Below are 25714 nucleotides of genomic sequence, written 5' to 3' on the forward strand. Positions count from 1 at the left end.
ACGACGGCGCTCCGCTGCCGAGCCGCCGCTAGAGGCGCGACTTCGTGTGCCAGACCGTCTTCGTCTCGGTGAGCGCGAGGATGCGCTGCGGCGTCTCCGGCGCGAGGCCGGGCTCTGGACGGATGACGCGCTTGAGCGTGTCGGCCGCGATCACCTCGAGCTCGACCCAGTCGAGGCCGCCGGCACCGGTGAGGTCGAGCGCGTTGACGTCAGCATGACCCGCGAGCCACGGCGCGAGCTCGGCCGGGTCACCGGTGAGCACGTTGACGACGCCGCCGGGCAGGTCGCTCGTCGCGAGCACCTCGCCGAGCGAGATCGCCGCGAGCGGCGAGGACGCGGCGGGCACGACCACGACGGCGTTGCCGGTGACGAGCGCGGGCGCGATGACCGACGTGAGACCGAGGAGGCCCTGCTGCTGCGGGGCGACGATCGCGACCACGCCGGTCGGCTCGGGCACCGACAGGTTGAAGTACGGGCCCGCGACCGGGTTGGCGCTGCCGCCGATCTGGGCGATCTTGTCGGTCCATCCGGCGTGCCACACCCACAGGTCGATGGCGTCCTCGACCTGCTGCTGCGCGCGGGCGGCGCTGAGGCCCTCGCTGCGCACGAGCTCGTCGACGAACTGCGCCTTGCGGCCCTCGAGCACCTCGGCGACCCGGTAGAGCACCTGGCCGCGGTTGTAGGCGGTCGCGCCCGCCCAGCCGGGCTGCGCCTTGCGGGCGGCGCGGACCGCGTCGCGCGCATCCTTCCTGGATGCCTTCGCGACGTTGGCGACGAACCCGCCGTCAGGGCTGCGCACCTCGGTCACGCGGCCGGACTCGCTGCGCGGGAAGGCGCCGCCGATGAAGAGCTTGTAGGTCTTCGGCACGTCGAGGCGCGTCGCCGTCTTCGTGGTCGCCATCACTTGCCTGCCTTCAGGTATGCCTGCATGCCCTGGATGCCGCCCTCGCGGCCGTAGCCGGACTCCTTGTAGCCGCCGAACGGGCTCGTCGGGTCGAACTTGTTGAACGTGTTCGTCCACACCACGCCCGCGCGCAGCTTGTCCGCGACGGCGAGCACGCGGCTGCCCTTGTCGCTCCAGATGCCGGCCGAGAGGCCGTACGGCGAGTTGTTCGCCTTCGCGATCGCCTCGTCGGGCGTGCGGAAGGTGAGGACCGACAGCACCGGGCCGAAGATCTCCTCGCGGGCGATCGTCGACGACGCCTCGACGCCGGTGACGACGGTCGGCGGGAACCAGTAGCCCTGCGCGGGGATCTCGCACGCGGGCGACCAGCGCTCGCCGCCCTCGGCCTCGCCGCGATCGACGAGCCGCGTGATGCGCTCGAGCTGCCCGGCCGAGTTGATGGCGCCGACGTCGGTGTTCTTGTCGAGCGGGTCGCCGAGGCGCAGCGTCGCCATGCGCTCCTTGAGGCGCTCGAGCACCGCGTCGTGCACGTTCTCCTGCACGAGCAGCCGGCTGCCGGCGCAGCACACCTGGCCCTGGTTGAAGAAGATGCCGTTGACGATGCCCTCGATCGCCTGGTCGAGCGGGGCGTCGTCGAAGACGATGTTCGCGCCCTTGCCGCCGAGCTCGAGCGTGAGCTTCTTGTCGGTGCCGGCGATGGCCTTCGCGATCTCGCGGCCGACCGCGGTCGAGCCCGTGAACGCCACCTTGTCGACGTCCGGGTGCCGCACGAGCGCGGCGCCCGTCTCGCCCGCACCCGTGAGCAGGTTCACGACGCCCGCGGGCAGGCCCGCCTGCTCGCAGATCTCGGCGAACAGCATCGCCGTGAGGGGGGTCGTCTCGGCGGGCTTCAGCACCACCGTGTTGCCCGCGGCGAGCGCCGGGGCGACCTTCCACGCGAGCATGAGCAGCGGGAAGTTCCACGGGATGATCTGCGCGGCCACGCCGTGCGGCTGCGGCGCGGCGCCGAGGCCGACGTGGTCGAGCTTGTCGGCCCATCCGGCGCAGTGGAAGAACCACTGGGCGACGAGCGGCACGTCGGCGTCGCGGGTCTCCTTGATCGGCTTGCCGTTGTCGAGCGTCTCGGCGACCGCGAGCTCGCGGGCGCGCTCCTGCAGCAGCCGCGCGATGCGGAAGAGGTACTTGCCGCGGTCGCGGCCGGACATCGGGCCCCAGACGGTGCGGAAGGCGGTGCGCGCGGCGGCGACCGCCCGGTCGACGTCGCCCTCGTCGGCGGACGCGAACATCGCGATCCGCTGCTCGGTGGAGGGAGAGATCGAGGCGAACGGCGTGCCGCCGCCGTCGACCCACTCGCCGCCGATCCAGAGCCGGTAGTCGTCGCGCAGGTCGAGGATGGAGGTCGACTCGGGAGCCGGCGCGTAGTCGAGGAATGCCATGGGGTGCCTCAGTCGATCGTGACGTAGTCGGGGCCGGAGTAGCGGCCGGTGGAGAGCTTCTGGCGCTGCTGCAGCACGTCGTTGAGCAGGCTCGACGCCCCGAAGCGGAAGAGGTGCGGGTCGAGCCAGGTCTCGCCGCACGTCTCGGCGACCGTGACGAGGTACTTGATGGCGTCCTTCGCGGTCGAGATGCCGCCGGCGGGCTTGACGCCGATGCGCTCCCCCGTCAGCCGCTCCCAGTCGCGGACGACCTGCAGCATGAGCAGCGTCACCGGCAGCGTCGCGGCGGGCTGCACCTTGCCGGTCGAGGTCTTGATGAAGTCGCCGCCCGCGAGGATCGAGAGCCACGAGGCGCGGCGCACGTTGTCGTAGGTGACGAGCTCGCCGGTCTCGAGGATGACCTTGAGGTGCGCGTACGTCCCGTCGTCGCGGCGGCACGCCTCCTTCGTCAGCACGATCTCGTCGAAGACCTTGCCGTAGTTGCCCTCGAGGAAGGCGCCGCGGTCGATCACCATGTCGATCTCGTCGGCGCCGGCGGCCACCGCGTCGCGGGTGTCCTGCAGCTTCACCGGCAGGCTCGCGCGGCCGGCCGGGAACGCCGTCGCGACCGCGGCGACGTTGATGCCGTCGTCCTTGCCGGCGCTCCAGGCGGAGCCGAGCGCGTCGACCGCGTTGCCGACCATGTCGCCGTAGACGCAGACGGCCGCGGGGCGGGGCGTCGAGGGGTCGGATGCGTCGGGCACGAGCGCCTTGGCGACGAGCGAGTGCACCTTGCCGCGGGTGTCGGCGCCCTGCAGCGTCGTGAGGTCGATCATGCGGATGACGAGGTCGAGCGCCGCCCGCTTCGAGGTGGTCTTGATCGAGCGCGTGCCGAGGCCGGCGGCGCGGGCCTCGAGCCCGACGGCGTCGACGGTCGGGAGGCCCTCGAGGTGCTGCCGGAGCGCGACCTCCGAGAGGTCGCTGCCGAGCAGCTGGACGGCGCGCTCTGCGGGCGCGAGCGCTGCGCTGGGTGTGGTCACGCTGTTCCTCCTGCTCCGCCGCGGTGCGGTTCTCCGCCAGGTGTGTCGCGGCTTGCGGGTGCAGGGCAGTCTACCGGCCGAGCCCACCCTCCCGGCGACGCTCAGGCGGTCGCGGCGGTGATGCGCTCGCGCGTCTGCTCGACGTCGCGGCCCATCTGCGCGATGAGCTGGTCGAGGCCCTCGAAGCGGTGCATCGGGCGCACGAAGTCGACGAGCTCGAGCGCGATCGGCCGGTCGTAGAGGTCGAGGTCGACGTCGAGCAGGTACGCCTCGACCGTCTTCGCGGCGACGCCGTCGAAGGTGGGGTTGTCGCCGATCGAGACGGCGGCGGCGAAGGTGCCGGCGTCGACGTGCGCGAGGGCGGCGTAGACGCCGTCGGCGGGGATGAACCCCTCGACCGGGGCGCCGAGGTTCGCCGTCGGGTAGCCGAGCGAGCGGCCGCGCTGGAAGCCGCGCACGACGTCGCCGCGCAGCAGGTGGCGGCGGCCGAGCATCCCGTTCGCCTCCTCGATGCGGCCGAGGGCGAGCGCCTCCCGGATCCACGTGCTCGAGACGCGGCGGCCGTCGGCGAAGCAGATGTCGGCGATCGACTCGACGCGCGCGCCGCGCGGCTCGGCGAGCTCGCGCAGCAGCGCGGCATCGCCCGCGCCGCGGGCGCCGAAGCGGAAGTCGTCGCCGACGAGCAGCACGCGCGCGCCGAGGCCGTCGAAGAGCACGCGCTCGGCGAACTCCCGGGCGGGCTGCGCGGCCGTCTCGGGCGTGAAGGGCACGACGACCACCCGGTCGGCGCCGGCGGCGTGGAGCAGCTCGACCTTGTGCGCGAGCGAGACGAGCGGCACCGGCGCGCGGTCCGGGCGCACCACCTCGAGCGGGTTGCGGTCGAACGTGACGACGGTGGTCGACAGCCGCTCCGCTCCCGGCTCAGCGGGCTCGGCGAGGGCGCGCAGCTGCTCGATGATGCGCTGGTGGCCGATGTGCACGCCGTCGAACTTGCCGACCGTGATGGCGGAGGGGACGGACTCGAGCTCGTCGATCCAGGCCATGCCGCTCATGCCGTCACCCGCTCGCGGCTCGCGCGCAGCCACCAGAGACCGAGGAACGGCAGCACCGCGGGGATGAACAGGTAGCCCATCCCGAACCGGCTCCAGACGGTGTCGTGCGCGAAGAGCTCGGGGGCGACGAGCGAGAGCGTACCGACCACGAGCACGCCGACGAGCTCGAAGCACACGGCTGCGAGCGCGACCTTGCGAGAGGCGTCGCCCCGCATCGCGAGCGCGACGGTCGCGACGAGGTAGACGACGGCGGCGACGGCGCTCAGCGAGTACGCGAGCGGCGCCTCGTCGAAGCGCTGCACGATCTGCACGAACGAGCGCCCGGTGGCGGCCATCGCCAGCACCGCGTAGACGGCCACGAGGACCCGGCCGATGCCCGCATGCTTCCGCTCGCTCACTCGTCCGATCCTAGTCCTCGCGCGGTCGGCCGCTCGCGGGCGGCGGGCGGTCAGGCGACCTGCACGAACCAGATCTGGTGCATCCGGTAGACCATGACGGCGACCGCCAGGATGCCGACGCCCACGACGAGGGTCGCCCACTCGCCCTTCTTGTCGACGAGCGCCCACAGCACCGCGGCCGGCGGGATCATGAGGGCGGTGATGAGGTAGGTCCAGTACTCGAGCAGGTCGCCGGTGGGGCCGGCGCCCGCGAGCGGCGCGATGATCGACGCGACGGTCTGGACGATGAGCGTGAGCATCGCGATCGCTGCGCCGGCGAAGACCCAGTCGTTGAACGGGCGGCGCGCGAGGCCGACCACCGCGACGGCCGCGCCGATGAGCCCGAGCGCGCTCGCCTGCGCGAGCATGAGCCAGCTGATCACGCCGCGCCCCCGGCGCCGGTCGGGAAGTTCGTGACCGGCAGCAGTCGGCGACCCGCGACGCGCGCGATGCCGACGAGCCGGTCGCCGTGCACCGCCGCGACGATGCCGGACTCCCCCTCGAGGGCGGCGGTGCGACGGCCGTTGGCGAGGTCGGCGGCGCGCTCGGCGTCGAGCGTCGCGACCGGCAGGATGCGGGCGGCCGCCTCGGCGGGCGGCAGCAGCAGGTCGCGCGCAGCCTCGGGCAGCGCGTCGGCATCGGGCGCGCCGTCGACCGAGAACGGGCCGATGCGGGTGCGGCGGAGCGCCGACAGGTGGCCGCCGACGCCGAGCGCCGCGCCGAGGTCGCGGGCGAGCGCCCGGATGTACGTGCCGCTCGAGCAGTCGACGACGACATCGGCCTCGGCGACGGCGCCGGGCCGGAACGCGAGCACCTCGAAGCGTGCGACGGTCACGGGGCGCGCCTTGAGCTCGACCTGCTCCCCCGCCCGCACGCGGGCGTAGGCACGCTCGCCGTCGACCTTGATGGCGCTCACCGACGACGGCACCTGCCCGATGTCGCCCGTGAGCGCCGCCATCGGCGTGACGAGGTCGGACTCGGACAGGTGGGATGCATCCGTCGTCGCGGTGACCTCGCCCTCCGCGTCGTCGGTCGTGGTCGCGGCGCCGAGCGCGATGGTCGCCGTGTAGGTCTTGTCGAGCCCCACCATGTGCGTCAGCAGCCGCGTGGAAGGACCGACGCCCAGGATCAGCAGGCCGGTCGCCATGGGGTCGAGCGTGCCCGCATGACCGACCTTGCGCGTGCCGAGCGCCCGTCGCGCGCGGCTCACCGCAGTGTGGCTCGTGATGCCCTGGGGCTTGTCGACGAGCAGGATGCCGTCGGGGTCTGCGGGGGCTGCTGGCACCCGTCGACCCTAGTCGCTCGTGGGCGGACGATCCTCGTCGGCGCCGCCGCCCGGGTCCTCGTCGAAGTCCTCGACGTCGGGCCACGAGGCGATGTCGACGCCGTGGTTCTCGGGCGACGCGATCGTCCACCAGCGCCCGGGCTCCTCCCGCACGATGCGGCCACCGGCCGCCACCGCTGCTGCGACGCGCGCCTCGGCGTGGTCGGCGGGCACCGAGATGTCGATGTGGGTGCGGCCTCGGCCGGGCTTCGGCGGGTCGAGCTCGTGCAGCCAGATGTGCGGGTTGCGCCGCTGGGGGTCGATCGCATCCTCGTCGCCGAGCAGGTCGTAGCCCATCACGGCCGCCCAGAACGGCCGCACGTCGGCGCCGTGGTCCTGGGCGACGGCGATGCCGGTGACCATGAGGGTCGAGGGGTCGGACCGGCACCCGAGCCGCCGGGCCGCCTCGGAGATGCCCTGGGCGAGGCGCGCGTCGGCCGCGCTGAGCCCGCCGTCGCGCCGCGTCGCCGTGCGGATCGTCACGCCGCGGGGCCGCAGGTCGACATCGGGCGCGTGGCCCACCGCGGCCGCGACCTCGCCGATGGCGCTCGCGAGCTCGACCGCGTGGGCGAACGAGTCGCACGCGTAGTGGGCGTGCGCGCCCCAGAACAGCACGCGCCAGTCCTCGACGCCGGGATGCTCGTGGAAGCGCTTGGCGGTCAGCCGGGGTGCGTCGGTCATGGGGTGCCTCCCTCCCCGCACGCCGTCGCGCGGGCCTGGCGGAAGCGTAGGTCGCGCCGCCGACATCCGGCCAGCGCGGCGCGTATAGCCTGCTCGGCATGGCGATCGAGGACGGCCGGCGGCAGCCGCGGCAGCGCATCGCGGTGATCGGTGCCGGGGCGATCGGCGGCACGATCGCGGCGCGGCTGGATTCCATCGGTCACCACGTGACCGTCACCGCGCGCGGCGGGCACCTCGCGGCCGTCCGGGAGCACGGGCTGCGACTGCAGGGCGCCTTCGGCACGCACACCGCCCGCGTCGCGGCGCTGGAGCTGCTGCAGGAGGCGCCCGACCTCGCGATCCTCGCCACCAAGGCGACCGGCGCCGCGGCCGCGATCGAGGCGAACCGCGCGCTGCTCGCCGGCGTGCCGCTGCTCGTGGTGCAGAACGGCCTCGGCGGCGAGCTCGCCGCGGCCGAGCTGCTGGGGCACGGGCGCGTCGCCGGCGGGATCGCGCTGATGGCGGCGAACTCGATGGAGCCGGGTGTCATCACGGTGACCGCGGCCGGCGACACCATCGTCGGCGGCGCTGAGGGGGCGCGGTTCGCCGCGGTGCTGGGCGAGGCGCTGCCGACGAGCGAGACGCCGTCGATCGAGGGCGCGCAGTGGACCAAGCTGCTCATCAACATGGTGAACGCGCTGCCCGCGATCGTCGGCCACTCGGTGCAGGACGTCATCCGCGACCCGGGGCTGCGCCGCGTGATGCTCGCCTCGATGCGGGAGACGGCGCAGATGGGCCTGGCCTCGGGCGTGCGGTTCCAGCCGCTGCAGGGGCTGACGCCCCTCATGGTGCGGGTCGTCGCCTTCGCGCCTCGGCGGATCGCCCAGCAGGTGCCGCTCCGCATCAAGGATCGGCTCGGCGACGTGCCGAACCTCGGGTCGACGCAGCAGTCGATCCGGCGGCGGCAGCCGACGGAGGTCGACCACATCAACGGCGCGGTCGTCGCGGCCGCGGCGCGACTCGGGCGAGAGGCACCGGTGAACGCGGCGCTCGTCGAGCTCGTGCACGAGGTCGAGCGCACAGGGCGGTTCCTGCCGGCATCGGTGGTGCGACGACTGGCGTAGCACCGGGCTGCTCTCGCTGGAGCTCGACCAGCAGGGGTCAGCAGGTGTCGGCGAAGACCTGCTTGGGAGACCGCCAGTCGCTGTTGTCGACGATCACGAGCGCCTTCTGGCGCGGGCGGACGGTGCGCTCGTAGTGGTCGTGCGCCTCGCGGTAGCGCCGGTGCGACTCGTGCTGCACGTCGGGGTGCGCGCCGTCACGGGCGCGCATCCGCTCGCCGCGCACGCGGTCGTCGGCCTCGAGGTAGAGCACCGCGTGCCACTTGCCGGCGAGCGCCGGGCGCTGCAGGAACACGCCGTCGACGATGAGCACCGCGTCCGGGCCCGCGGTCTGCCACTCCATCTCGACCGAGCGGTCGGCGTGCAGGTCGAACGCGCGCGTCATGAAGCCGGTCGAGCCGCCCATGCGGAACGGGTGCAGCAGCACGCGGTCGAGCAGCTCGACGTCGAAGGCGTCCTCGTAGTAGCCCTTCGGCGAGTCCCGGCCCTGCCGGTAGCGGAACGCCTGCGACCGGTGGAAGTCGTCGGCGCTCGCGCGGAACGCCTCGACGCCGGCGCGCGCGAGCGCGACCTGCAGGGCATCCGCGAACCGCGTCTTGCCGACGCCGTCGCGGCCCTCGATCGCGACCAGCCGACGGCCACGCGGATTGCGGCGCACGAGCAGCTCGGCGAGGCTCGTGTAGAGCGCCTTCTGCTCGGGCGTCCAGGACGCTGCCTTCATCAGGAGGGCGGAGTCGACCATGCCGTCAGCCTAGGCGGTCGCGCTCGTCTACCCTGGCGGGATGCTCGGGATCGCCTCCATCGCCGCGCTCGCGGGCTGGTACCGCGACAACGCGCGCGACCTGCCGTGGCGCCGGCCCGACTTCGACGCGTGGGGCACGCTCGTGAGCGAGATCATGCTGCAGCAGACCCAGGTGTCGCGCGTGGCCGTCGAGATCGACCGCTGGCTCGAGCGCTGGCCGACGCCTGCCGACCTCGCCGACGCACCCACCCACGAGGTGCTGCGGCAGTGGGGCACGCTCGGGTACCCGCGTCGGGCGCTGCGGCTGCAGGACGCAGCGCGGGCGATCGTCGAGCGGCACGGCGGCGACGTGCCGCGAGACGTGGCCGCGCTGCTCGCGCTCCCCGGCATCGGCGACTACACCGCGCGCGCGGTCGCCGTCTTCCACTTCGGCGACCGCCACCCGGTCGTCGACACGAACGTGCGCCGCGTGATCGCGCGCGCCGTGCACGGGCAGGGCGAGGCCGGCCCCGCCGCGAGGCGCGACCTCGCCGACGTCGAGGCGCTGCTGTCGGACTCCCCCGCCGACGCATCCGTCACCTCCATCGCGCTCATGGAGCTCGGCGCGCTCGTCTGCACGGCGCGGGCCCCGAGGTGCGACGCGTGCCCGATCGCCGACGCGTGCGCGTGGCGCGCGGCCGGCTACCCGGCGTACGAGGGCAGGCGCGCGCCGCGGCAGGGCACCTTCGCGGGCAGCGACCGGCAGGCGCGCGGCACGGTGCTGCGGGCGCTGCGGGCCGTCGACGTGCCGCTCGCGGAGGCCGAGCTGCAGCCCCTCTGGTCCGATGCCGCGCAGCTCGATCGCGCGCTCGCATCGCTCGCCGCCGACGGCCTCGTCGTGCGCGCTGACGGGACGGCCCGCCTCCCGGACTGAGGGAGCTCCTGCCACCCGCGGTGCCAGGCCCGCGTGCGCACAACGCAAGCCCCCGCGCGACGACCGGCGGCAGCATTCGCGGCCTCCCGGATCCGCCGCACGATGTCGCCTGCGGGCTTGCGTTGTGCGAGAGCGGGGCGGGGCGGGGCGGGGCGGGGCGGGGCGGGGCGGGGCGGGGCGGGCCGTCAGACTGCCCCACTAGGTTGTGCGCATGCCGGCACGACATGCGCGTCTGACCGAGGCGAGCGACGAGCTCGCCGCCGCCCTCGCCGCGATCCGCGCGGAGCTGGGCCTGACTGCCGAGTTCCCGCCCGGGGCCGAAGCGGAGGCGGCCGCGCTCGCCGCCGACCCGCCGCTGCCGGAGGCCGACCAGACGGGCGTCGCGTTCGTCACGATCGACCCCGAGGGCTCGACCGACCTCGACCAGGCGCTCCACCTCGAGCGCGACGGCGACGGCGACGGCGTCGTCGTGCGCTACGCGATCGCCGACGTGCCGGCGTTCGTGGCGCCGGGCGGCGCCATCGACGTGGAGGCGCGCCGCCGGGGCCAGACGATGTACGCGCCGGACGGCCGGGTGCCGCTGCACCCGCCGGTCGTGAGCGAGGGCGTCGCGAGCCTCCTCGCGGGCCAGGTGCGGGGCGCCTACGTCTGGACCATGCGGCTGGATGCGCGCGGTGACGTGGTCGCGACGACGCTCGAGCGCGCGCGGGTGCGCTCCCGCGAGCAGCTGACCTACGCCGAGGCGCAGCAGCGCATCGACGCCGGCGACGCCATGCTGGGGCTGCTGCGGGAGGTCGGCGAACTGCGGATCGCGCTCGAGGCCGAGCGCGGCGGCGCGAGCCTCGACATGCCGGAGGAGCAGGTCGTGCGCGACGGCGACGGGTACCGCATCGAGCGGCGCGAGCTGCTGCCGGTCGAGCGCTGGAACGCGCAACTGTCGCTCATGACCGGCATGGAGGCCGCGAACCTGCAGCTGCGCGCGAAGCGCGGCATCCTGCGGACGATGCCGGCGCCGCCGGCCGCCGACGTCGAGCGCTTCCGCAAGGAAGTGCGCGCGATCGGCGAGGAGTGGGCCGACGGCGAGCACTACGGCGCGTTCCTGCGGCGCCTCGACCGCTCGCAGCCGACCACGCTCGCGATCCTGCAGGCGGCGCGGCGGCTCTTCCGCGGCGCCGCGTACACCGTGCTGGACGACGCGTCCGAGGCGTCCGGGCTCGAGCAGGCGGCCATCGGTGCGCCGTACGCGCACGTGACCGCGCCGCTGCGGCGGCTCGTCGACCGCTACGCGCTCGCCCACTGTGAGTCGATCGCGAACGACCGCGAGATCCCCGCGTGGGCCGCCGAGGGGCTCGAGGGGCTGCCCGGCATCATGCAGGCGTCGGCACAGACGGCATCGAGGCTCGAGCGGGAGTCGATCGACGTCGTGGAGATCGCGGTGCTGCGGTCGCGCATCGGCGACGCGTTCGACGCGGTCGTCGTGGACTCCCGGAAGGACGGGTCGACGATCCAGCTGCTCGACCCGCCGACCGAGGCGGCGTGCGACACGGACGCCGAGCCGGGCACGCGCATCCGCGTGCGGCTGACGGACGCGGACCTCGCCGAGCGGCTGCTGCGCTTCGCCGAGGTCCGCTGAGCCGTCAGTCCTCGTCGTCGATCTCGCGCGGCTTCTTGTAGGGGTCGGCGTCGCCGGCGTACTGCGCGGCGGCGGCCGCCTCCTGCGCGGCGCGGTCGCGCACGCGCGCCTCGTCGAGCAGGTGCTCGATCGACGCGGCATTCTCGGGCAGCGCGTCGAGGAAGAACTCGATCGACGGCGTCAGCCGCAGCGTCAGGCCCTTGCCGATCTCGCGGCGCACGACGCCCTTCGCGCTCGTGAGGGCCCTCGCGGTCTCCTCGCGCTCCTCGTCGGTGCCGTAGACCGTGTAGAAGATCGAGGCGTGCTGGAGGTCGCCCGTCATCCGCACCGCCGTGATCGTCACGAAGCCGAGCCGCGGGTCGCGCACCTCGTGCTCGAGCGCGCGCACGGTGATCTCGTGGATGCGGTCGGCGATCTTCCTCGCCCTGGGGTTCTCTGCCATGTGGTTCCTCCGGTCCTAGAGACAGGTGTGGGGCGACCGCAGTCGCCCCACACCCGATTGCGCGTCAGACGCGCGGCTTCTCCACCATCTCGGTGGTCTCGATCTCGTCGCCGATCTGCAGATCGTTGAACTTGCCGAGGCCGATGCCGCACTCGAAGTCCGTGCGGACCTCGGTGACGTCGTCCTTGAAGCGGCGCAGCGACTCGATGGCGAGGCCATCGGCCAGCACGACGCCGTCGCGGATGACGCGAGCCTTGGCGTTGCGGGTGATCGTCCCCGAGCGCACGATGCAGCCGGCGATGTTGCCGAACTTGGACGAGCGGAACACCTCGCGGATCTCCGCCACGCCCGACTGCTTCTCCTCGAACTCCGGCTTGAGCATGCCCTTCAGCGAGTTCTCCACGTCCTCGATGGCCGCGTAGATCACGTTGTAGAAGCGGATGTCGACGCCCTCGCGGGCGGCGCGCTCTCGAGCCTTCGGGTCGGGGCGCACGTTGAAGCCGATGATGACGGCCGAGTCGACCGTCGCCAGGTTCACGTCCGACTCGGTGACGCCGCCGACGCCGCGGTGGATGATCCGCAGGTCGACGGTGTCGTCGATCTCGATCTTCATGAGCGACTCCTCGAGCGCCTCCACGGCACCCGACACGTCGCCCTTGATGATGAGGTTGAGCGTCTCGACCTTGCCCTGCTCCAGCGCCAGCTTGAAGTCCTCGAGCGACAGGCGCTTGCGGGCCTTCGCCAGCTGCGCGTTGCGCTCCACGGCCTCGCGCTTCTCAGCGATCTGGCGCGCGGTGCGGTCCTCCTCGGTGACGATGAAGCTGTCGCCGGCGCGCGGGACGCTCGAGAGGCCCTGCACCTGGACGGGCATCGACGGGCCGGCCTCCTGGACCAGCTCGCCGCGGTCGTCGACCATCGCACGGACGCGGCCGTAGGCCGTGCCCGCGACGATCGCGTCGCCGACGCGCAGCGTGCCCGACTGGATGAGCACGGTCGCCACGGCGCCGCGGCCCTTGTCGAGCCTCGCCTCGATCGCGACGCCGCGAGCCTCCTTGTTGGGGTTGGCTCGCAGGTCGAGACCTGCGTCCGCGGTGAGCAGCACGGCCTCGAGGAGCTCCTCGATGCCCGTGCGGGCGAGCGCGGAGACGTCGACGAACATCGTGTCGCCGCCGTACTCCTCGGTGACGAGGCCGTACTCGGTGAGCTGCTGGCGCACCTTGGCGGGGTTCGCCCCCTCCTTGTCGACCTTGTTGACCGCGACCACGATCGGCACGTTGGCCGCCTGCGCGTGGTTCAGCGCCTCGATGGTCTGCGGCATGATGCCGTCGTCCGCCGCGACCACCAGGATCGCGATGTCGGTCACCTGCGCACCGCGGGCACGCATGGCGGTGAACGCCTCGTGACCCGGGGTGTCGATGAAGGTGATCGCGCGGTCCTCGCCCTCGTGCTCCTTCCAGACCTGGTAGGCGCCGATGTGCTGCGTGATGCCGCCGGCCTCGCCGTCGATGACGTTCGCGTCGCGGATGGCGTCGAGCAGGCGCGTCTTGCCGTGGTCGACGTGACCCATGACCGTGACGACGGGCGAGCGGTAGACGAGGTCCTCGTCGGTCTCGTCCTCGAGCTCCTGCTCGAGGTCGATGTCGAAGCCCTCCAGGAGCTCCTTGTCCTCGTCCTCGGGGCTGACGATCTGGATGCGGTAGCCGAGCTCCGCTCCGAGCAGCTCGAAGGTGGCCTCGTCGAGCGACTCCGTCGCCGTCGCCATCTCACCGAGGTGGAACAGCACGGTCACCAGGTCACCGGGGCTCGCGTCGATCTTCTCGGCGAAGTCCGCGATCGATGCGCCGCGGCGCATGCGGATGACCGTGGTGCCATCGCCGCGACGGACCTTGACGCCGCCGATCGAGGGCGCCTCGCGCATCTCGAACTCGAGCCGCTTCGTGCGCTTCGACTTGCGGGACTTGCCCTTCGCGCCGCCCTTGCCGAACGCGCCGGCCGTGCCGCCGCGACCGCGACCGCCACCACCGGGACGACCCGCGAACGCGGGACCGCCGCGGCCCGGAGCACCGGGACCGGGAGCGCCGGCGCCGGGGCGCTGGAAGCCGCCGCCGGGGCGACCGCCGGCTCCGGGTCGGCCGGGGCCGCCGGTGCGGGGGGCGCCGGGACGGGGAGCGCCGGGACGCGGTGCGCCCGGGCGGGGAGCGCCGGGGCGCGGAGCCACGGGGCGCGGGCCGCCGGGGCCCGCCTTGCTCGTGAACGGGTTGTTGCCGACGCGCGGCCGGCCCATGCCCTGCGCGGACGCGAACGGGTTGTTGCCCGGGCGCGGTGCGCCGGGGCGGCCCATCGGGCGGGGGATGCTGCTGCCGCTGTCGCCATCGCCCTGCTGCGCGGGCGCGGCGGGTGCGGGCGATGCGGATGCGGGCGCTGCGGGTGCGGGCGATGCCGGCGCAGGGGTCTGCGCTGCCGGAGCCGGCGCAGCCTTCGGGGCGGGCGTCGCGGCAGGCGCCGCGGTGGGTGCGGGTGCCGGTGCGGCCTGCGGGGCCGCGGGAGCCGCAGCCTTCGGGGTCGCGGCGGGGGCAGCCGCTGCGGGGGTGGCCGATGCCAGCTTTGCCGACGGGGCGGCCTTGGCCGGTGCCTTCGGGGCCGCGGCCGCAGGTGCGCTCGCGCTCTCGGACGCCAGAGCGGCCTTCAGCTTGCGGGCGACCGGGGGTGCGATCGCCGAGGCGGGTCCCTTGACGAACTCGCCCATCTCCTTGAGCTTGGCCATCGCGACCTTGCTCTCGACGCCGAGCTCGGCGGCGATCTCGTGCACGCGTGGGTTTGCCACGTTCTCTCCTGTCCTGGTCCGCCCAGGACAGGGCGGACTCAATTGCTGACGGGTCTCATTTCGAGCTGCTCATCAGTTGTCCATGTGCTTTTCATTCCTTCGGTCGGGGCTCGGGTCGAGCCCGTCCTGGGCCCATCGTGCGATGGGTGACGTGTCCAGGCGCTGGCGCAGCGCTCGCGGGATCGCGCGGACCGCGCGTTCCACGCACTGCTGCGTCGGATGCACCCACGCCCCTCGGCCGGGAAGCCGTCGATCGGGATCGACGACCGCCGCTCCGCCTGCGCCCACGATCCGCACGAGATGTGCGGGTTCAGTGCGCGCGCGACAGCCGAGGCACGTACGGATGCTCATCAGTCTAGCGCAGACACGCCCGGGACGCAGGTGGGCGTGTCACTCATCCATGACCGAGTCGGGCTGGATGTCGATCTTCGCGCCGGTCAGCTTCGCCGCCAGGCGGGCGTTCTGGCCCTCCCGACCGATCGCGAGCGAGAGCTGGAAGTCGGGCACGAGCGCGCGCACCGCCTTCGTCTTCTCGTCGAGCATGAACGCGTCCGACACCCGCGCGGGGCTCAGCGCGCTCGCGACGAAGGCGGGCAGGTCCTCGGAGTAGTCGACGATGTCGACCTTCTCGTCGCCGAGCTCCGCCTGCACCGCGCGCACGCGGGCGCCGAGCTCACCGATGCACGCGCCCTTCGCGTTGATGCCGGGGCGGGTGGCGCGCACGGCGATCTTCGTGCGGTGGCCGGCCTCGCGCGCGATCGCGACGATCTCGACCGCGCCGGAGGCGATCTCGGGCACCTCGAGCGCGAAGAGCCGGCGCACGAGCGACGGGTGGGTGCGGCTCACGGTGACCTGCGGGCCGCGCTGGCCGCGCTCGACCTTCGTGATGTAGACGCGCATCCGCTGGCCGTGCTTGTACTCGGCGCCCGGCACCTGCTCCTCGGGCGGCAGCAGCGCCTCCATGTCGTCGCCGAGCTTGACGTGGACCATGCGCGGGTTCGTGCCCTGCTGGACGACGCCGGCGATGATGTCGCCCTCGCGGTCCTTGTAGGCCCCCAGCACGGTCTCGTCGCTCTTGTCGCGCAGCGCCTGGAAGATGACCTGCTTCGCGGCGGATGCGGCGATGCGGCTGAAGTCCTCGGTGGTCGCGATCGACTCGCCGATGCGGTTGCCGTCCTCGTCGAGCTCGGGCTCGAAGAGCGTCACCTCGCCGGTCGCGCGGTCGACCTCGACGCGGGGCTGCGGCGCCGCGGCGTCGTGCTTCTCGCCCGAGCGGAGGTGCGCCTGCAGGATCGCCTGCTCGATGATGTGGATCAGGGCGTCCGAGGAGATCTCCCGCTCGCGCTCGACGGTCTTCAGCACGGTCAGATCGATCTTCACTTGTGGGCTCCTTGTTCCGCGTCCATCCGGCATCCGATGCCGACCGATCAGTCTAGCGCCAGAGGGGCGACCCGGGAACTAGTCTGGCCCGCATGAGCTTCGACGACCTCGTGCTGACGACCGGCGACTTCTGGTGGACGTGGGTGGTCCTGCCCGTGCTCGCCGTGCTGGGCATCTACTTCACGATCCGGACCGGCGTCGTGCAGCTGCGGCTGCTGCCGTCGATGTTCCGGGTGCTCACCGACAAGACGCCGAAGGCACGCGACGGCAGCAACCAGTCGGTGTCGTCCTTCCAGGCGTTCACCATCTCGGCGGCGAGCCGCGTGGGCGTCGGCAACATCGCCGGTGTCGCGACGGCGATCGCGATCGGCGGACCGGGTGCCGTGTTCTGGATGTGGACGATGGCGTTCGTCGGCGGCGCGTCGTCGTTCATCGAGTCGACGCTCGCGCAGCTGTACAAGCACCGCGACGCCGACGGCTTCCGCGGCGGCCCCGCGTACTACATGCAGCGGGGCCTCGGCGCCCGCTGGATGGGCATCCTGTTCGCCGTCATCCTCATCGTCTGCTTCCCGTTCGCGTTCTCGTCGCTGCAGGCGAACACGATCGTCGCCACGGTGACCTCCACGATCGGGTCGGACGCTGCATGGCTCCCGTGGGTCATCGGCGCCGTCGTCGCCGTGCTGACGGGCCTCATCGTGTTCGGCGGTGTCCGCCGCATCGCGAAGGTGACGGAGTCGCTCGTCCCCGCGATGGCGCTGCTCTACCTGCTGCTCGGGCTCATCATCGTCGGCATGAACATCACCGAGGTGCCGCGCGTGCTCGGCGAGATCTACGCCGGCGCGTTCGGCTTCCAGCAGGTCGCCGGCGGCGCGATCGGCACGATCATCATGCAGGGCGTCAAGCGAGGCATGTTCTCGAACGAGGCCGGCCTGGGATCGGCGCCGAACGGCGCGGCATCCGCGGCGGTCACGCACCCGGCGAAGCAGGGCCTCGTGCAGACGCTCGGCGTCTACTTCGACACCTTCCTGGTCTGCTCGATCACGGCGTTCATCATCCTGGTCTCCACGCCAGACCTCACCGGCGCAGAGGGCGGCATCGGCCTGACGTTCGATGCCGTGACGGGCGAGCTCGGCGCGTGGGCGGGGGTCGCGCTGTCGCTCATCGTCTTCCTGCTCGCGTTCTCGTCGATCATCGGCAACTACTACTACGGCGAGTCGAACATCGAGTTCATCACGGAGAGCCGCGTCGCGCTCACCGCCTACCGCGTGCTCGCGGTGGCCGCGGTGCTGGGCGGATCCGTCATCGCCACCGCGACCATCTGGAACACCGCGGACCTGCTCATGGGCGTCATGGCGATCGTGAACCTCGTCGCCATCGCGCTGCTCTCGGGGGTCGCCTTCAAGCTGCTGCGGAACTTCGACGAGCAGCGCAGGGCGGGCAAGGATCCCGTGTTCACGCGCGACATGCTCCCGGACGTCCGCGGCGTGGAGGTGTGGGAGGACGCCGAGTCGGTCACCGGCCAGTGGACGATCGCCGATGCGGCTCCCGGGCGCACGGCGCCCGAGGCGGGCGCCGGGCGCCAGGCCTAGCGCCCCAGCGCCTCCTCCAGCGCGTCGAGCGCGACCTGCTGCCGCTCCCCCGTCGCCCGGTCCCAGACGTCGACGAGACCCTCGTGCGCGTCGCGGCCGACGATGACGATCTGCGGCACGCCGATGATCTCGGCGTCGCCGAACTTGACGCCCGGCGAGACCTTGGGGCGGTCGTCGAAGAGCACCTCGAGCCCGCGCGCCTCGAGGCCCGCGATCACGGTCTCGGCGACCTCGAAGGCGCGCGCGTCCTTGCCGGTGGCGACGACGTGCACGTCGAACGGCGCGATCTCGCGCGGCCAGATGATGCCCTTCTCGTCGTGCGACCGCTCGACGATCGCCGCGAGGTTGCGCGTCACGCCGATGCCGTAGGAGCCCATCGTGACGGTGACGAGCTTGCCGTTCTGGTCGAGCACCTTGAGGCCGAGCGCCTCTGCGTACTTGCGGCCGAGCTGGAAGACGTGGCCGACCTCCATGCCGCGCTCGAGCGTGACGGGTCCGGAGCCGTCGGGCGCGGGGTCGCCGGCGCGCACGTCGGCGGCCTCGACCCATCCGTCGCCCGCGAAGTCGCGGCCCGCGACGAGCCCGAAGACGTGCTTGCCCGGCTCGTTCGCGCCGGTGATCCAGCTCGAGCCGTCGACGACGCGCTTGTCGAGCAGGTAGCGGATGCCGGTGGCGGCCTCCTCGCCGAGCACCGCGCCGGCGGTCGACCACGGCCCGATGTAGCCCTTCACGAGGCCAGGGTTGGCCGTGAAGTCGTCCTCGTCGGCCGCGGTGACGTCGGCGGGCTGGAACGCCACCTCGACGCGCTTCTGGTCGACCTCGCGGTCGCCGGGCAGGCCGATGACGACGAGCTCGCGGCTGCCGTCGAGGTGCGTGAGCCGCAGCACGACGTTCTTCAGCGTGTCCGCCGCCGTCCATGCACGGCCGTCCTCGCGCGGGAAGCGCGCGTTCGCGTCGGCGACCAGGGTGTCGATCGTGGGCGTGTCCGGGGTGTCGCGCACGGCTGCCGCGGGCTGGCCCTCGACGGGGAGCGGCTCGGGCGCCACCGTCTCGAACGCCTCGACGTTCGCGGCGTAGCCGCCTGCCGAGCGCACGATCGTGTCCTCGCCGACGGGCGTCGGGTGCAGGAACTCCTCGGACTTCGAGCCGCCCATCGCACCCGCGTCGGCCGAGACGATCACGTACTCGAGGCCGAGGCGCTGGAAGATGCGCTCGTAGGCGTCGCGCTGGCGCTGGTAGGAGGCGTCGAGGCCCGCGTCGTCGACGTCGAACGAGTAGGCGTCCTTCATCGTGAACTCGCGCGCCCGCAGCAGGCCCGCGCGGGGCCGCGCCTCGTCGCGGTACTTGTCCTGGATCTGGAAGATCGTCAGCGGCAGCGCCTTGTAGCTCGAGACGAGGTCCTGCACGAGCAGCGTGAAGACCTCCTCGTGCGTGGGGGCGAGCAGGTGGTCGGCGCCCTTGCGGTCCTGCAGGCGGAAGATGCCGTCGCCGTACTCGGTCCAGCGGCCGGTGCGCTCGTAGGGCTCGCGCGGCAGCAGGCCGGGGAACAGCACCTCCTGCGCGCCCGCGGCCTCCATCTCCTCGCGCACGACCCGCTCGATGTTGCGGCGCACGCGCAGGCCGAGCGGCAGCCACGAGTAGAGCCCGGCGCCGGCGCGGCGGATGTAGCCCGCGCGCAGGAGCAGCCGGTGGCTCGCGACCTCGGCCTCGGCCGGGTCCTCGCGGAGGGTGGTGAAGAAGAGCTCGGAGAGGCGGATCACCCTGCGAGTCTAGGGACTCGCCGGTGTCGCGGGCTCACGGTGTCGCGGGCTCACCACGGGCGGTCGACGCCGGTGCCGCCGCCGTCCTCGCCCTCGTCGTACTGGTCCTGCTGCTGCTGCTCCTCCTGCGCGTCCTGGTTCTGCTCCTCGAGCTGCTCCTCGGGCGTCTGCGGCTCCCCCTCGCTGTCGCCCTCGCCCTCGCCCTCGCCGTCGCCGTCGCCGGACGGGTCCTCGATCTTCTCCTCGATGCGCGGGGTCGCGGCTTCGAGCTGCTCGGCGGTGTCGGCCTCGTTCGGCAGCGGCTCGTCGAGGCAGCCGTCCGGCACCCCGTCGATGAGCGCGAGCGCCTCGCCGTAGAAGCCGTTCGCGGTCTGCACGTCGTCGGCCTCGCGCGCGACGTCGCCCTGCTTCTCGATCGTCGTGACGAGCGAGGCGACGATGATGCAGTGCTCGTGCACCTGCGGCGGCGTGACGGGCTCGCCGTGCAGCTCGAGCGACCGCTCGAGCGCCGCGCGGCCCTCCTCGAGGGATCCCGCCATCGCCAGGCTCACGCCGAGGTCGAACGGCCCCTTCCACGGCTCGACCCAGTTCCACAGCTCGAGCCCGCGGGCCGCCTCGGCGCCCTGCGCGTAGGCACGCGCCTCGAAGCGGTCGATCGCGGTCTGCGACAGCACGTTGACGCTGATGAGCTTCGTCGCGACGACGAGCACCGCGAGCGCCACGGGGATGAGCCCGAGCATGAGCCACCAGCGCAGCGTGCGGCGCTGGCCGTCGGTGAGCACGCGACGACGGCGGGTCATCGCGACCCCTCCCTGCTGAGGATGCCGCGGGTCCCGCGGAGCGAGCGGGCGAGGCTGAGCGCCTCCCACGCGAGCAGCAGCGCGATCGGCACGCCGAGCACCCAGGCGATCTCGAGCCGCGCCTCCTCGGTGCGGTCGAGGTTCGCCTCGCCGTCGGCCGCCGCCATCGGGCCGAGCGCGTCGGCGATGGGCAGGCCGGGCGCGCGGTGCAGGTAGGTGATGCCGAGCTGGTCGGCGATCGCGCCGAGCTGCCCCTCGTCGATGCGTGAGAGCGCGTCGCCGCCGGCGGGGTCCTGCACGTACTGGTCCTGCGCGGCGGGGTCGAAGCTCGACACCCGCATCCGCCCGCCCTGCTCGGTGCCGTAGCCGAGCACGAGCCCGCGGTCGACGAGCCCGGCGACGTCGTCGAACGACTGCGGCTGATCCTCGGCGGTGTGCTCGCCGTCGCCGAGGTAGAACACGATCGCTGGCGAGTCTGGCTCGGCCGCCTGGCTGCGCTCGAGCTCGGTCTTGAGCAGGTCGTGGGCGACGGCGACGGAGGTGCCGCGCGACTGCTGCGCGATCTCCGGGCGCAGCGCCCGCACCATCTCGATCACGGCGGAGCCGTCGTCGGTGAGCGGCACCCGCAGGATCGCCTGCGAGTCGAAGGAGATGACCGAGAGGTCGGCGCCGGCGAAGGCGCGCGCGATCTCGACGACGTCCTCCTGCATGCCGGTCAGCCGAGGGTCGCTCCCCCAGTCCTCGGCGGCGATCGACTGCGACGTGTCGATCATGATGAACACGCGAGCCTGGATGGTCGCGGTGGGCACCTCGCCGCCGGGCAGGGCGGGCCGGAAGGCCATCGCGACCGCGAGCAGCACGAGCAGCGAGCGCCGCAGCCACGCGAGGCGGCGGCCGCGCACCGCGACGAGCTGCCAGAGGCAGAGCGCGAGCATCGCGACGCCGAGCACGGCGACGACGATCGGCAGGGTCGGGTGGAAGGTGATCACAGGCGCACCCTCCAGGCTGCGAGGCAGACGCCCGCGACGAGCACGAGCACGATGAGCGGCAGGGCGCCTGGCCGGTCGATGATCTGCACCTGCGGCGGGGTCTCGATGTAGCCGGCCTCGATCGCGTTGACGCGGTCGACGATCTGCGGCACGGTCTGGGCGAAGTCGAGCGCGAAGTAGGCGCCGCCGGTGCCCTCGGAGACCTCGCGCAGCTCCTGCGAGGCCATGTCGCCGCCGAAGTCGAACGGGTTGATCGCGTACACCCGCACCTCGTTGTCGACGGCGAGCTGGCCGGCCTGCGGCAGCGAGAAGATCTGCTGGCCGTTCACGACGTTGTCGGTCGCGAGGATGATCGACCGCGGCCGCTCGCTCGCCTCGAGGTCGGCGAAGTCGAGCACGCACGAGGCGAGCCCGTCGCCGACGAGGGACGCGCCGAGGCCGCTCGCGGTGCCCGCGAGGTAGTTGAACTGCTCGTCGGGGCCGAGCGTGCCGCTCAGCGCCCGCTGGTAGCGGCCGAGCTGGCCGGCGATGTATTCGTAGTCGCTCGTGAGCGGGAAGGCCATGACGCTCGACGCGTCGAAGATGCGCATGCCGATGCGCTCGCCGTCGAGCTCGGACGCGATCTGCTGGTAGACGCCCAGGATCTCGGCGTCGACGTCGACCATCGACCCGGAGACGTCGAGGCACAGCACGATGTCGCGCTTGTAGTCCTCCTCCTGGTTCGCGCTGATGCCGGAGGGGCGCGAGCCGATCGCGCCGGCGACCGCGACGCCGACGAGCGACGCGACGAGCGCGCCGCCGATCCAGAGCCGGTAGCGCAGCAGCGCGCCGCGGAAGGCGGCGAGCGAGGTCATCCGGTCGACGTGGGCGACGGGCAGGCCGCGATCGCGCCTGCGCCGCGGCAGCCAGAGCCCGAGCGCGGCGAGCAGCAGCCCGATCCCGATCGCGATGGGCAGCACCCATGGCCACAGCAGCGTCACATCCACGTCGAGACCACCTGCCGCGCGGAGGCGATCGCCGCGTCCGGGTCGTGCTTCGCCGCGCGCCGGAACGACGACGGGTAGTACTGCTCGACCGCGCCGTGCACGCTCGGCAGGTCGGCGCCCTGCAGGTCGCGCAGGGTCATCACCTCGGCGACGACGCCGGTGGACTCGTGCGCGAAGAAGCGCAGCACGAGGCTGAGCCGCTGCGCGAGGCCGCGGGCGTCGAGCTCGCCGCGCTCGTGCTCCTCGGCGACCTCCTCGATCATCCCGAGGTACTTCTGCTTGACGCTGCGCACGTCGATGGGCACGGGCGGCGGGGGCGGCGGCTCGAGGATGCCGCGCGGGCGCGTCCAGAGCCACGCGAAGGCGTAGGCGGCCAGCACGAGCAGCAGCGCGGCCGCGCCGAGCAGCCACCACGGGCCGTAGCCGAACGGCCCGTACGTGTCGGGTGCCGGCAGCTGCGCGAGCGCTGCCGCCAGCGAGTGGACCAGATCAGCGGCGTGCACGGCGGTGCCTCTCGAGCAGCCGGAAGAGGCCGCCGATCGCGCCGGCGCTGTCGCCGATGCGCACGGAGGCGATGCCGAGGGTGCGTAGGCCCGCCTCGAGCCGCTGGCGCCGCTCGGCGGTGGCCTCGTCGAACGCCCTGCGGAGCCCGCGGTCGCGGCGCAGGAACGGCGGCAGGCCGAGCCCCGAGTCGACGCCGACGAGCTCGCGGTGGTCGCGGTGGCGCGACATGAGGTCGGCGTCGCCGATCGACACCCACAGCACCTCGTGCCGGGTGTGGAGCCTGCCGAGGTGCACGTCGAGGTCGTGCGTGTAGGCGAGGTCGTCGGCGATCACGACGATGATCGAGCGCCGGCGCATCCGCCGCACGGCCTGCCCGAGCACGCCCTCGAGGTCGGAGCGCGGCCCCTCGAGCGCGATCGCCTCGTCGACGCGGCGCAGCATGCGCTCGAGGTGCGACTCGGAGCCGCCCTCCTGCATGCTCTCGAGCCGGTCGGCGTCGCCCATGAGCAGGCCGACGCGGTCGCCGTGCCGGGTCGCCAGGTAGCCGAGCACGCCCGCGACGAGGATCGCGATCTCCTGCTTCGTCTCCCCCGACTCCGCCGTCGCCGCCATGTTCCGGCCGGAGTCGACCACGAGCAGCAGGGTGTGCTGCCGCGACGCGATGTACCGCTTCACGAGCGGCACGTGGCTGCGCGCGGTCGCCTTCCAGTCGATGTCCTTGACGTCGTCGCCCGGCTGGTACTCGCGCAGGTCGTCGAAGTCGTGGCTGCGGCCGTGGTGGATCGACGCGTACTCGCCGTCGAGCAGCTCGAGGGTGCGGCGGTGCGCGTGGATCGACATGGTGGTCTTCACCTTGCGCAGTCGTCGCTCCACGACGGGTCCTACGGGGTCCGCACAGCGGCGAAGATCGCGTCGATGATCTCCTCGCTCGTCACGCCGTCGGCCTCCGCCTCGTAGCCGAGGATGAGGCGGTGCCGCAGGATGGCGTGCCGCAGGTCCTTGACGTCCTCCGGGATCACCCAGTCGCGGCCCTGCACGAGCGCGAGCGCGCGCGACGCCTGCGCGAACGACAGCGAGCCGCGCGGGCTCGCGCCGTACTCGATGTAGCCGGCGAGCTGCGCGCCGATGTAGTCCTTCGCGTGCCGCGTCACGTACATGAGCTGCACGACGTAGTTCGTGATCGCCTGGTCGACGTAGACCCGCTTCACGAGCGCCTGCAGGAAGCGCACGTCGTCGAGCGACGCGACCGGCTCGTCCGGCGCCTCGAAGACGCCCGTCTCGGCGCGGCGCACGATCTCGGCCTCCTCCGTCGGCGACGGGTAGGTGAGGATCTCCTTCAGCAGGAAGCGGTCGAGCTGGGCCTCGGGCAGCGTGTAGGTGCCCTCCTGCTCGATCGGGTTCTGCGTCGCGAGCACGAGGAACGGCTCCGGCAGCCGGTGCGTCTCGCCGCCGATCGAGGTCTGGCGCTCCTGCATCGCCTCGAGCATCGCCGACTGCGTCTTCGCGCTCGAGCGGTTGATCTCGTCGAGCAGCACGAAGTTGGCGTGCACCGGCCCGAGCTGGGTGCGGAAGTCGCCCGAGTGCTGGTCGTAGATCTGGGTGCCGACGATGTCGCTCGGCAGCAGGTCCGGGGTGCACTGGATGCGGTGGAACGACGCCGTCACCGATCGCGCGAGCGTCGCGGCGGCGGTCGTCTTCGCGAGCCCCGGCACCGACTCCATGAGCACGTGGCCGCCCGTGAGCAGCGCGACGAGCAGCGAGCGCAGCAGCTGGTGCTGGCCGACGACCGTCGACTGGAACGACTGCTCGACCGCGCGGATGATGCGCTTCGCGCGCTCCAGCTCCTCGGGCGTGATGGGGTCCCGGCCGGGGACTGCGTTCGACACGGGCGCTCCTTCTGGCATGGTGGCGGCGGCGGTCGCCTCGCTCACGGTACCCGGCGGCCGGTGCGAGCCGCTGGACGGCCGCTGGACGGAGCGCCGCCGGCGCCGCCGCCTGGCCGACGGGTCGCGAGCACCGCCGCGATCGCGACCGTCGCGATGACCGGCAGCATCGCGAGGTTGAGGCCGCCGTAGCCGGCGAGCCCGAGCAGCGGACCGGCCGCCGCCCCCGCGGCGGCGCCCGCGAGCCCCATGACGAGGTCGCTGCGCCCCTGCAGCGCCGGCCGCAGCGCCGGCACGACGGCGCCCGCGACGATCGTCGACCCGGCGACCGTCGCGGCGCTCCAGCCGAGGCCGAGCAGTGCGAGCCCGACGGGCGCGAGGTCGGGCCCGAGCAGCAGGTTCGCGATGACCGACGAGAGCAGGATGGCGGCGCCCAGCAGCGTGGTCGCGCGCGGGCCGACGCGGTCGGTGAGCCAGCCGAAGACCGGCGAGAGCGCGTACATGCCGGCGGTGTGGGCGCTCATCGTGAAGCCGATGAGCGCGAGCGCGTGGCCGGCGTGCTCGAGGTGCACGGGCGTGAGCGCCATCACGCCGACCATCGTCGCGTGGGCGGCGGCGACCGCGACGACGGCCGCGACCGCGCGCGGGTGGTCGCGCAGCCGAAGCCGAGCGGTCGGGCCGACCGCGGCGGGCGCGTCGGCGCGGCTCTCGAGCAGCGGGTCCGGCCGCAGCAGCAGCCACAGCACCGCCGCCATGAGCGCGGTCGCGGCGCCGGAGATGACGTAGGCGCCGACGAGGTGCGGCAGCCCGAGCGCCGTGCCGAGCGCGTCGCCCGGCGCGATGAGGTTGGGGCCGACGATCACGCCGATCGTCGTCATCCACACGACGAGCGCGAGGTCGCGCCCGCGCCGAGACGGCTGCGAGAGGTCGGTCGCGGCGAAGCGAGACTGCAGGTTGACGGCCATCGCGCCGCCGAGCAGCAGGAAGCCGGGCAGCACGATCCACGGCGAGCCGAGCGCGCCGCCGACCGCGAGCAGCACCGTGCCGACGAGCGCGAGCAGCGCGCCGGCGGTGAGCGCGATGCGCCGGCCGCGCCGGTGCGCGAGCCGCGCGAGCGGCAGCGCGAGTCCGGCGCCGCCGAGCGTGAGCAGCGTCGCGGCGAGCCCGGCGAGCTCCTCGCGCCCGGTCACCTGCGCGACGAGCAGCGAGCCGACGCCCAGGGCGACGCCGTTCGCGACGCCGCCGAGCGCCTGCACCGCCGACAGCACCACGAGGGTGCGGCGCTGCGACGGGTGCGGCGCCCCTGCGGCGGTCAC

Annotated in this window: 25 protein-coding genes; 4 read left to right on the forward strand and 21 right to left on the reverse strand. The window is 73.2% G+C overall.

Translation table 11 applies throughout. From position 1 onward, the window contains the following. Window positions 1–28: 28 nt before the first annotated feature. The 8 genes from ABIB37_RS00335 to ABIB37_RS00370 form a co-directional block, all read right to left on the reverse strand. Window positions 29–901 carry an aldehyde dehydrogenase family protein gene (locus ABIB37_RS00335; RefSeq protein ID WP_354255262.1) on the reverse strand — a complete coding sequence of 291 codons (873 nt, stop codon included), beginning with the start codon at window positions 899–901 and terminating at the stop codon, window positions 29–31. Continuing rightward, window positions 901–2340, reverse strand: a complete 1440-nt coding sequence (locus tag ABIB37_RS00340; RefSeq protein ID WP_354255264.1) for an aldehyde dehydrogenase family protein — start codon at window positions 2338–2340, stop codon at window positions 901–903. The genes ABIB37_RS00335 and ABIB37_RS00340 overlap by 1 nt, the downstream gene beginning before the upstream one ends. A gap of 8 nt (window positions 2341–2348) precedes the next feature. Then, window positions 2349–3359, reverse strand: a complete 1011-nt coding sequence (gene deoC, locus ABIB37_RS00345) for a deoxyribose-phosphate aldolase (protein ID WP_123697496.1) — start codon at window positions 3357–3359, stop codon at window positions 2349–2351. Between the two features lie 101 nt (window positions 3360–3460). Next, on the reverse strand, window positions 3461–4411 hold the full coding sequence (locus tag ABIB37_RS00350; protein ID WP_354255266.1) for a bifunctional riboflavin kinase/FAD synthetase: 951 nt from the start codon (window positions 4409–4411) through the stop codon (window positions 3461–3463). Continuing rightward, the gene (locus ABIB37_RS00355) at window positions 4408–4746 is read right to left on the reverse strand and encodes a hypothetical protein (protein WP_354261495.1); all 339 of its coding nucleotides are present in this window, start codon (window positions 4744–4746) and stop codon (window positions 4408–4410) included. Before ABIB37_RS00355 ends, ABIB37_RS00350 begins: the two co-directional genes overlap by 4 nt. A gap of 113 nt (window positions 4747–4859) precedes the next feature. After that, a complete protein-coding gene (locus tag ABIB37_RS00360) occupies window positions 4860–5231 on the reverse strand; it encodes a hypothetical protein (RefSeq protein WP_354255268.1) in 372 nt (123 codons plus the stop codon). After that, a complete protein-coding gene (gene truB, locus ABIB37_RS00365; protein WP_354255270.1) occupies window positions 5228–6133 on the reverse strand; it encodes a tRNA pseudouridine(55) synthase TruB in 906 nt (301 codons plus the stop codon). The genes ABIB37_RS00360 and truB overlap by 4 nt, the downstream gene beginning before the upstream one ends. Window positions 6134–6142: 9 nt before the next feature. Continuing rightward, window positions 6143–6853, reverse strand: coding sequence for a 4a-hydroxytetrahydrobiopterin dehydratase (locus ABIB37_RS00370; protein ID WP_354255272.1), 711 nt, complete (start codon window positions 6851–6853; stop codon window positions 6143–6145). A 98-nt stretch (window positions 6854–6951) separates the two neighbouring features. Between ABIB37_RS00370 and ABIB37_RS00375 the strand changes: the two genes are divergently transcribed. Further along, window positions 6952–7956 (forward strand): ketopantoate reductase family protein, encoded by a 1005-nt coding sequence (locus ABIB37_RS00375; protein WP_354255274.1) that lies wholly within the window; start codon window positions 6952–6954, stop codon window positions 7954–7956. 37 nt (window positions 7957–7993) lie between these two features. Here the strand turns inward: ABIB37_RS00375 and ABIB37_RS00380 are convergent, their stop codons facing one another. Next, entirely contained in the window at window positions 7994–8695 is a 702-nt protein-coding gene (locus ABIB37_RS00380) for a nucleoside/nucleotide kinase family protein (protein WP_354255276.1), read from the reverse strand. A 40-nt stretch (window positions 8696–8735) separates the two neighbouring features. Between ABIB37_RS00380 and ABIB37_RS00385 the strand changes: the two genes are divergently transcribed. Both ABIB37_RS00385 and ABIB37_RS00390 read left to right on the forward strand, forming a co-directional pair. Further along, window positions 8736–9608 (forward strand): iron-sulfur binding domain-containing protein, encoded by an 873-nt coding sequence (locus ABIB37_RS00385; RefSeq protein ID WP_354255279.1) that lies wholly within the window; start codon window positions 8736–8738, stop codon window positions 9606–9608. A 211-nt stretch (window positions 9609–9819) separates the two neighbouring features. After that, entirely contained in the window at window positions 9820–11241 is a 1422-nt protein-coding gene (locus ABIB37_RS00390) for an RNB domain-containing ribonuclease (protein WP_354255282.1), read from the forward strand. Between the two features lie 4 nt (window positions 11242–11245). Here the strand turns inward: ABIB37_RS00390 and rbfA are convergent, their stop codons facing one another. The 4 genes from rbfA to nusA all read right to left on the reverse strand — a co-directional run bounded on the left by rbfA (window position 11246) and on the right by nusA (window position 15887). Next, the gene (gene rbfA, locus ABIB37_RS00395) at window positions 11246–11683 is read right to left on the reverse strand and encodes a 30S ribosome-binding factor RbfA (protein WP_123697488.1); all 438 of its coding nucleotides are present in this window, start codon (window positions 11681–11683) and stop codon (window positions 11246–11248) included. Window positions 11684–11747: 64 nt separating this feature from the next. Then, a complete protein-coding gene (gene infB, locus ABIB37_RS00400) occupies window positions 11748–14507 on the reverse strand; it encodes a translation initiation factor IF-2 (protein WP_354255285.1) in 2760 nt (919 codons plus the stop codon). Between the two features lie 72 nt (window positions 14508–14579). Then, window positions 14580–14858 (reverse strand): YlxR family protein, encoded by a 279-nt coding sequence (locus tag ABIB37_RS00405; protein WP_354255288.1) that lies wholly within the window; start codon window positions 14856–14858, stop codon window positions 14580–14582. 39 nt (window positions 14859–14897) lie between these two features. Next, window positions 14898–15887: a transcription termination factor NusA gene (gene nusA, locus ABIB37_RS00410; protein ID WP_354255291.1), complete on the reverse strand. Its 990-nt coding sequence runs from the start codon at window positions 15885–15887 to the stop codon at window positions 14898–14900. A 92-nt stretch (window positions 15888–15979) separates the two neighbouring features. Here nusA and ABIB37_RS00415 point away from each other — a divergent pair, with 92 nt between their 5' ends. Continuing rightward, the gene (locus ABIB37_RS00415; RefSeq protein WP_354255294.1) at window positions 15980–17476 is read left to right on the forward strand and encodes an alanine/glycine:cation symporter family protein; all 1497 of its coding nucleotides are present in this window, start codon (window positions 15980–15982) and stop codon (window positions 17474–17476) included. On the opposite strand, the gene ABIB37_RS00420 is transcribed toward ABIB37_RS00415, so the two are convergent. Genes ABIB37_RS00420 through ABIB37_RS00455 form a run of 8 tightly spaced genes read right to left on the reverse strand, consistent with a single transcriptional unit; the run spans window position 17473 to window position 25714 of the window. Next, entirely contained in the window at window positions 17473–19236 is a 1764-nt protein-coding gene (locus ABIB37_RS00420; RefSeq protein ID WP_354255297.1) for a proline--tRNA ligase, read from the reverse strand. The genes ABIB37_RS00415 and ABIB37_RS00420 overlap by 4 nt on opposite strands. A 50-nt stretch (window positions 19237–19286) precedes the next feature. Next, entirely contained in the window at window positions 19287–20036 is a 750-nt protein-coding gene (locus ABIB37_RS00425; RefSeq protein WP_354255300.1) for a hypothetical protein, read from the reverse strand. Continuing rightward, the gene (locus ABIB37_RS00430) at window positions 20033–21025 is read right to left on the reverse strand and encodes a VWA domain-containing protein (RefSeq protein ID WP_354255303.1); all 993 of its coding nucleotides are present in this window, start codon (window positions 21023–21025) and stop codon (window positions 20033–20035) included. Before ABIB37_RS00430 ends, ABIB37_RS00425 begins: the two co-directional genes overlap by 4 nt. Beyond that, entirely contained in the window at window positions 21022–22011 is a 990-nt protein-coding gene (locus ABIB37_RS00435; protein ID WP_354255306.1) for a vWA domain-containing protein, read from the reverse strand. The genes ABIB37_RS00430 and ABIB37_RS00435 overlap by 4 nt, the downstream gene beginning before the upstream one ends. Beyond that, window positions 22002–22514 carry a hypothetical protein gene (locus tag ABIB37_RS00440; RefSeq protein WP_354255308.1) on the reverse strand — a complete coding sequence of 171 codons (513 nt, stop codon included), beginning with the start codon at window positions 22512–22514 and terminating at the stop codon, window positions 22002–22004. Before ABIB37_RS00440 ends, ABIB37_RS00435 begins: the two co-directional genes overlap by 10 nt. After that, window positions 22501–23388 (reverse strand): DUF58 domain-containing protein, encoded by an 888-nt coding sequence (locus ABIB37_RS00445; RefSeq protein WP_354255311.1) that lies wholly within the window; start codon window positions 23386–23388, stop codon window positions 22501–22503. The genes ABIB37_RS00440 and ABIB37_RS00445 overlap by 14 nt, the downstream gene beginning before the upstream one ends. Before the next feature lie 8 nt (window positions 23389–23396). After that, window positions 23397–24419, reverse strand: coding sequence for an AAA family ATPase (locus ABIB37_RS00450; RefSeq protein ID WP_456515419.1), 1023 nt, complete (start codon window positions 24417–24419; stop codon window positions 23397–23399). A 23-nt stretch (window positions 24420–24442) separates the two neighbouring features. After that, window positions 24443–25714, reverse strand: a complete 1272-nt coding sequence (locus tag ABIB37_RS00455; protein ID WP_354255317.1) for an MFS transporter — start codon at window positions 25712–25714, stop codon at window positions 24443–24445.

Source organism: Agrococcus sp. UYP10 (genome assembly GCF_040547205.1).
GTDB classification, from domain to species: domain Bacteria; phylum Actinomycetota; class Actinomycetes; order Actinomycetales; family Microbacteriaceae; genus Agrococcus; species Agrococcus jenensis.

Excerpts from the sequence above, each read along its gene's own strand:
- rbfA (WP_123697488.1), bottom strand. The coding sequence starts at position 11,683 with ATGGCAGAGAACCCCAGGGCGAGGAAGATCGCCGACCGCATCCACGAG.
- ABIB37_RS00335 (WP_354255262.1), bottom strand. The coding sequence starts at position 901 with ATGGCGACCACGAAGACGGCGACGCGCCTCGACGTGCCGAAGACCTAC.
- ABIB37_RS00425 (WP_354255300.1), bottom strand. The coding sequence starts at position 20,036 with ATGACCCGCCGTCGTCGCGTGCTCACCGACGGCCAGCGCCGCACGCTG.
- ABIB37_RS00385 (WP_354255279.1), top strand. The coding sequence starts at position 8,736 with ATGCTCGGGATCGCCTCCATCGCCGCGCTCGCGGGCTGGTACCGCGAC.
- ABIB37_RS00405 (WP_354255288.1), bottom strand. The coding sequence starts at position 14,858 with ATGAGCATCCGTACGTGCCTCGGCTGTCGCGCGCGCACTGAACCCGCA.
- ABIB37_RS00450 (WP_456515419.1), bottom strand. The coding sequence starts at position 24,419 with ATGCCAGAAGGAGCGCCCGTGTCGAACGCAGTCCCCGGCCGGGACCCC.
- ABIB37_RS00390 (WP_354255282.1), top strand. The coding sequence starts at position 9,820 with ATGCCGGCACGACATGCGCGTCTGACCGAGGCGAGCGACGAGCTCGCC.
- ABIB37_RS00375 (WP_354255274.1), top strand. The coding sequence starts at position 6,952 with ATGGCGATCGAGGACGGCCGGCGGCAGCCGCGGCAGCGCATCGCGGTG.
- ABIB37_RS00355 (WP_354261495.1), bottom strand. The coding sequence starts at position 4,746 with ATGGCCGCCACCGGGCGCTCGTTCGTGCAGATCGTGCAGCGCTTCGAC.
- ABIB37_RS00350 (WP_354255266.1), bottom strand. The coding sequence starts at position 4,411 with ATGAGCGGCATGGCCTGGATCGACGAGCTCGAGTCCGTCCCCTCCGCC.
- ABIB37_RS00380 (WP_354255276.1), bottom strand. The coding sequence starts at position 8,695 with ATGGTCGACTCCGCCCTCCTGATGAAGGCAGCGTCCTGGACGCCCGAG.
- ABIB37_RS00415 (WP_354255294.1), top strand. The coding sequence starts at position 15,980 with ATGAGCTTCGACGACCTCGTGCTGACGACCGGCGACTTCTGGTGGACG.
- ABIB37_RS00340 (WP_354255264.1), bottom strand. The coding sequence starts at position 2,340 with ATGGCATTCCTCGACTACGCGCCGGCTCCCGAGTCGACCTCCATCCTC.
- ABIB37_RS00370 (WP_354255272.1), bottom strand. The coding sequence starts at position 6,853 with ATGACCGACGCACCCCGGCTGACCGCCAAGCGCTTCCACGAGCATCCC.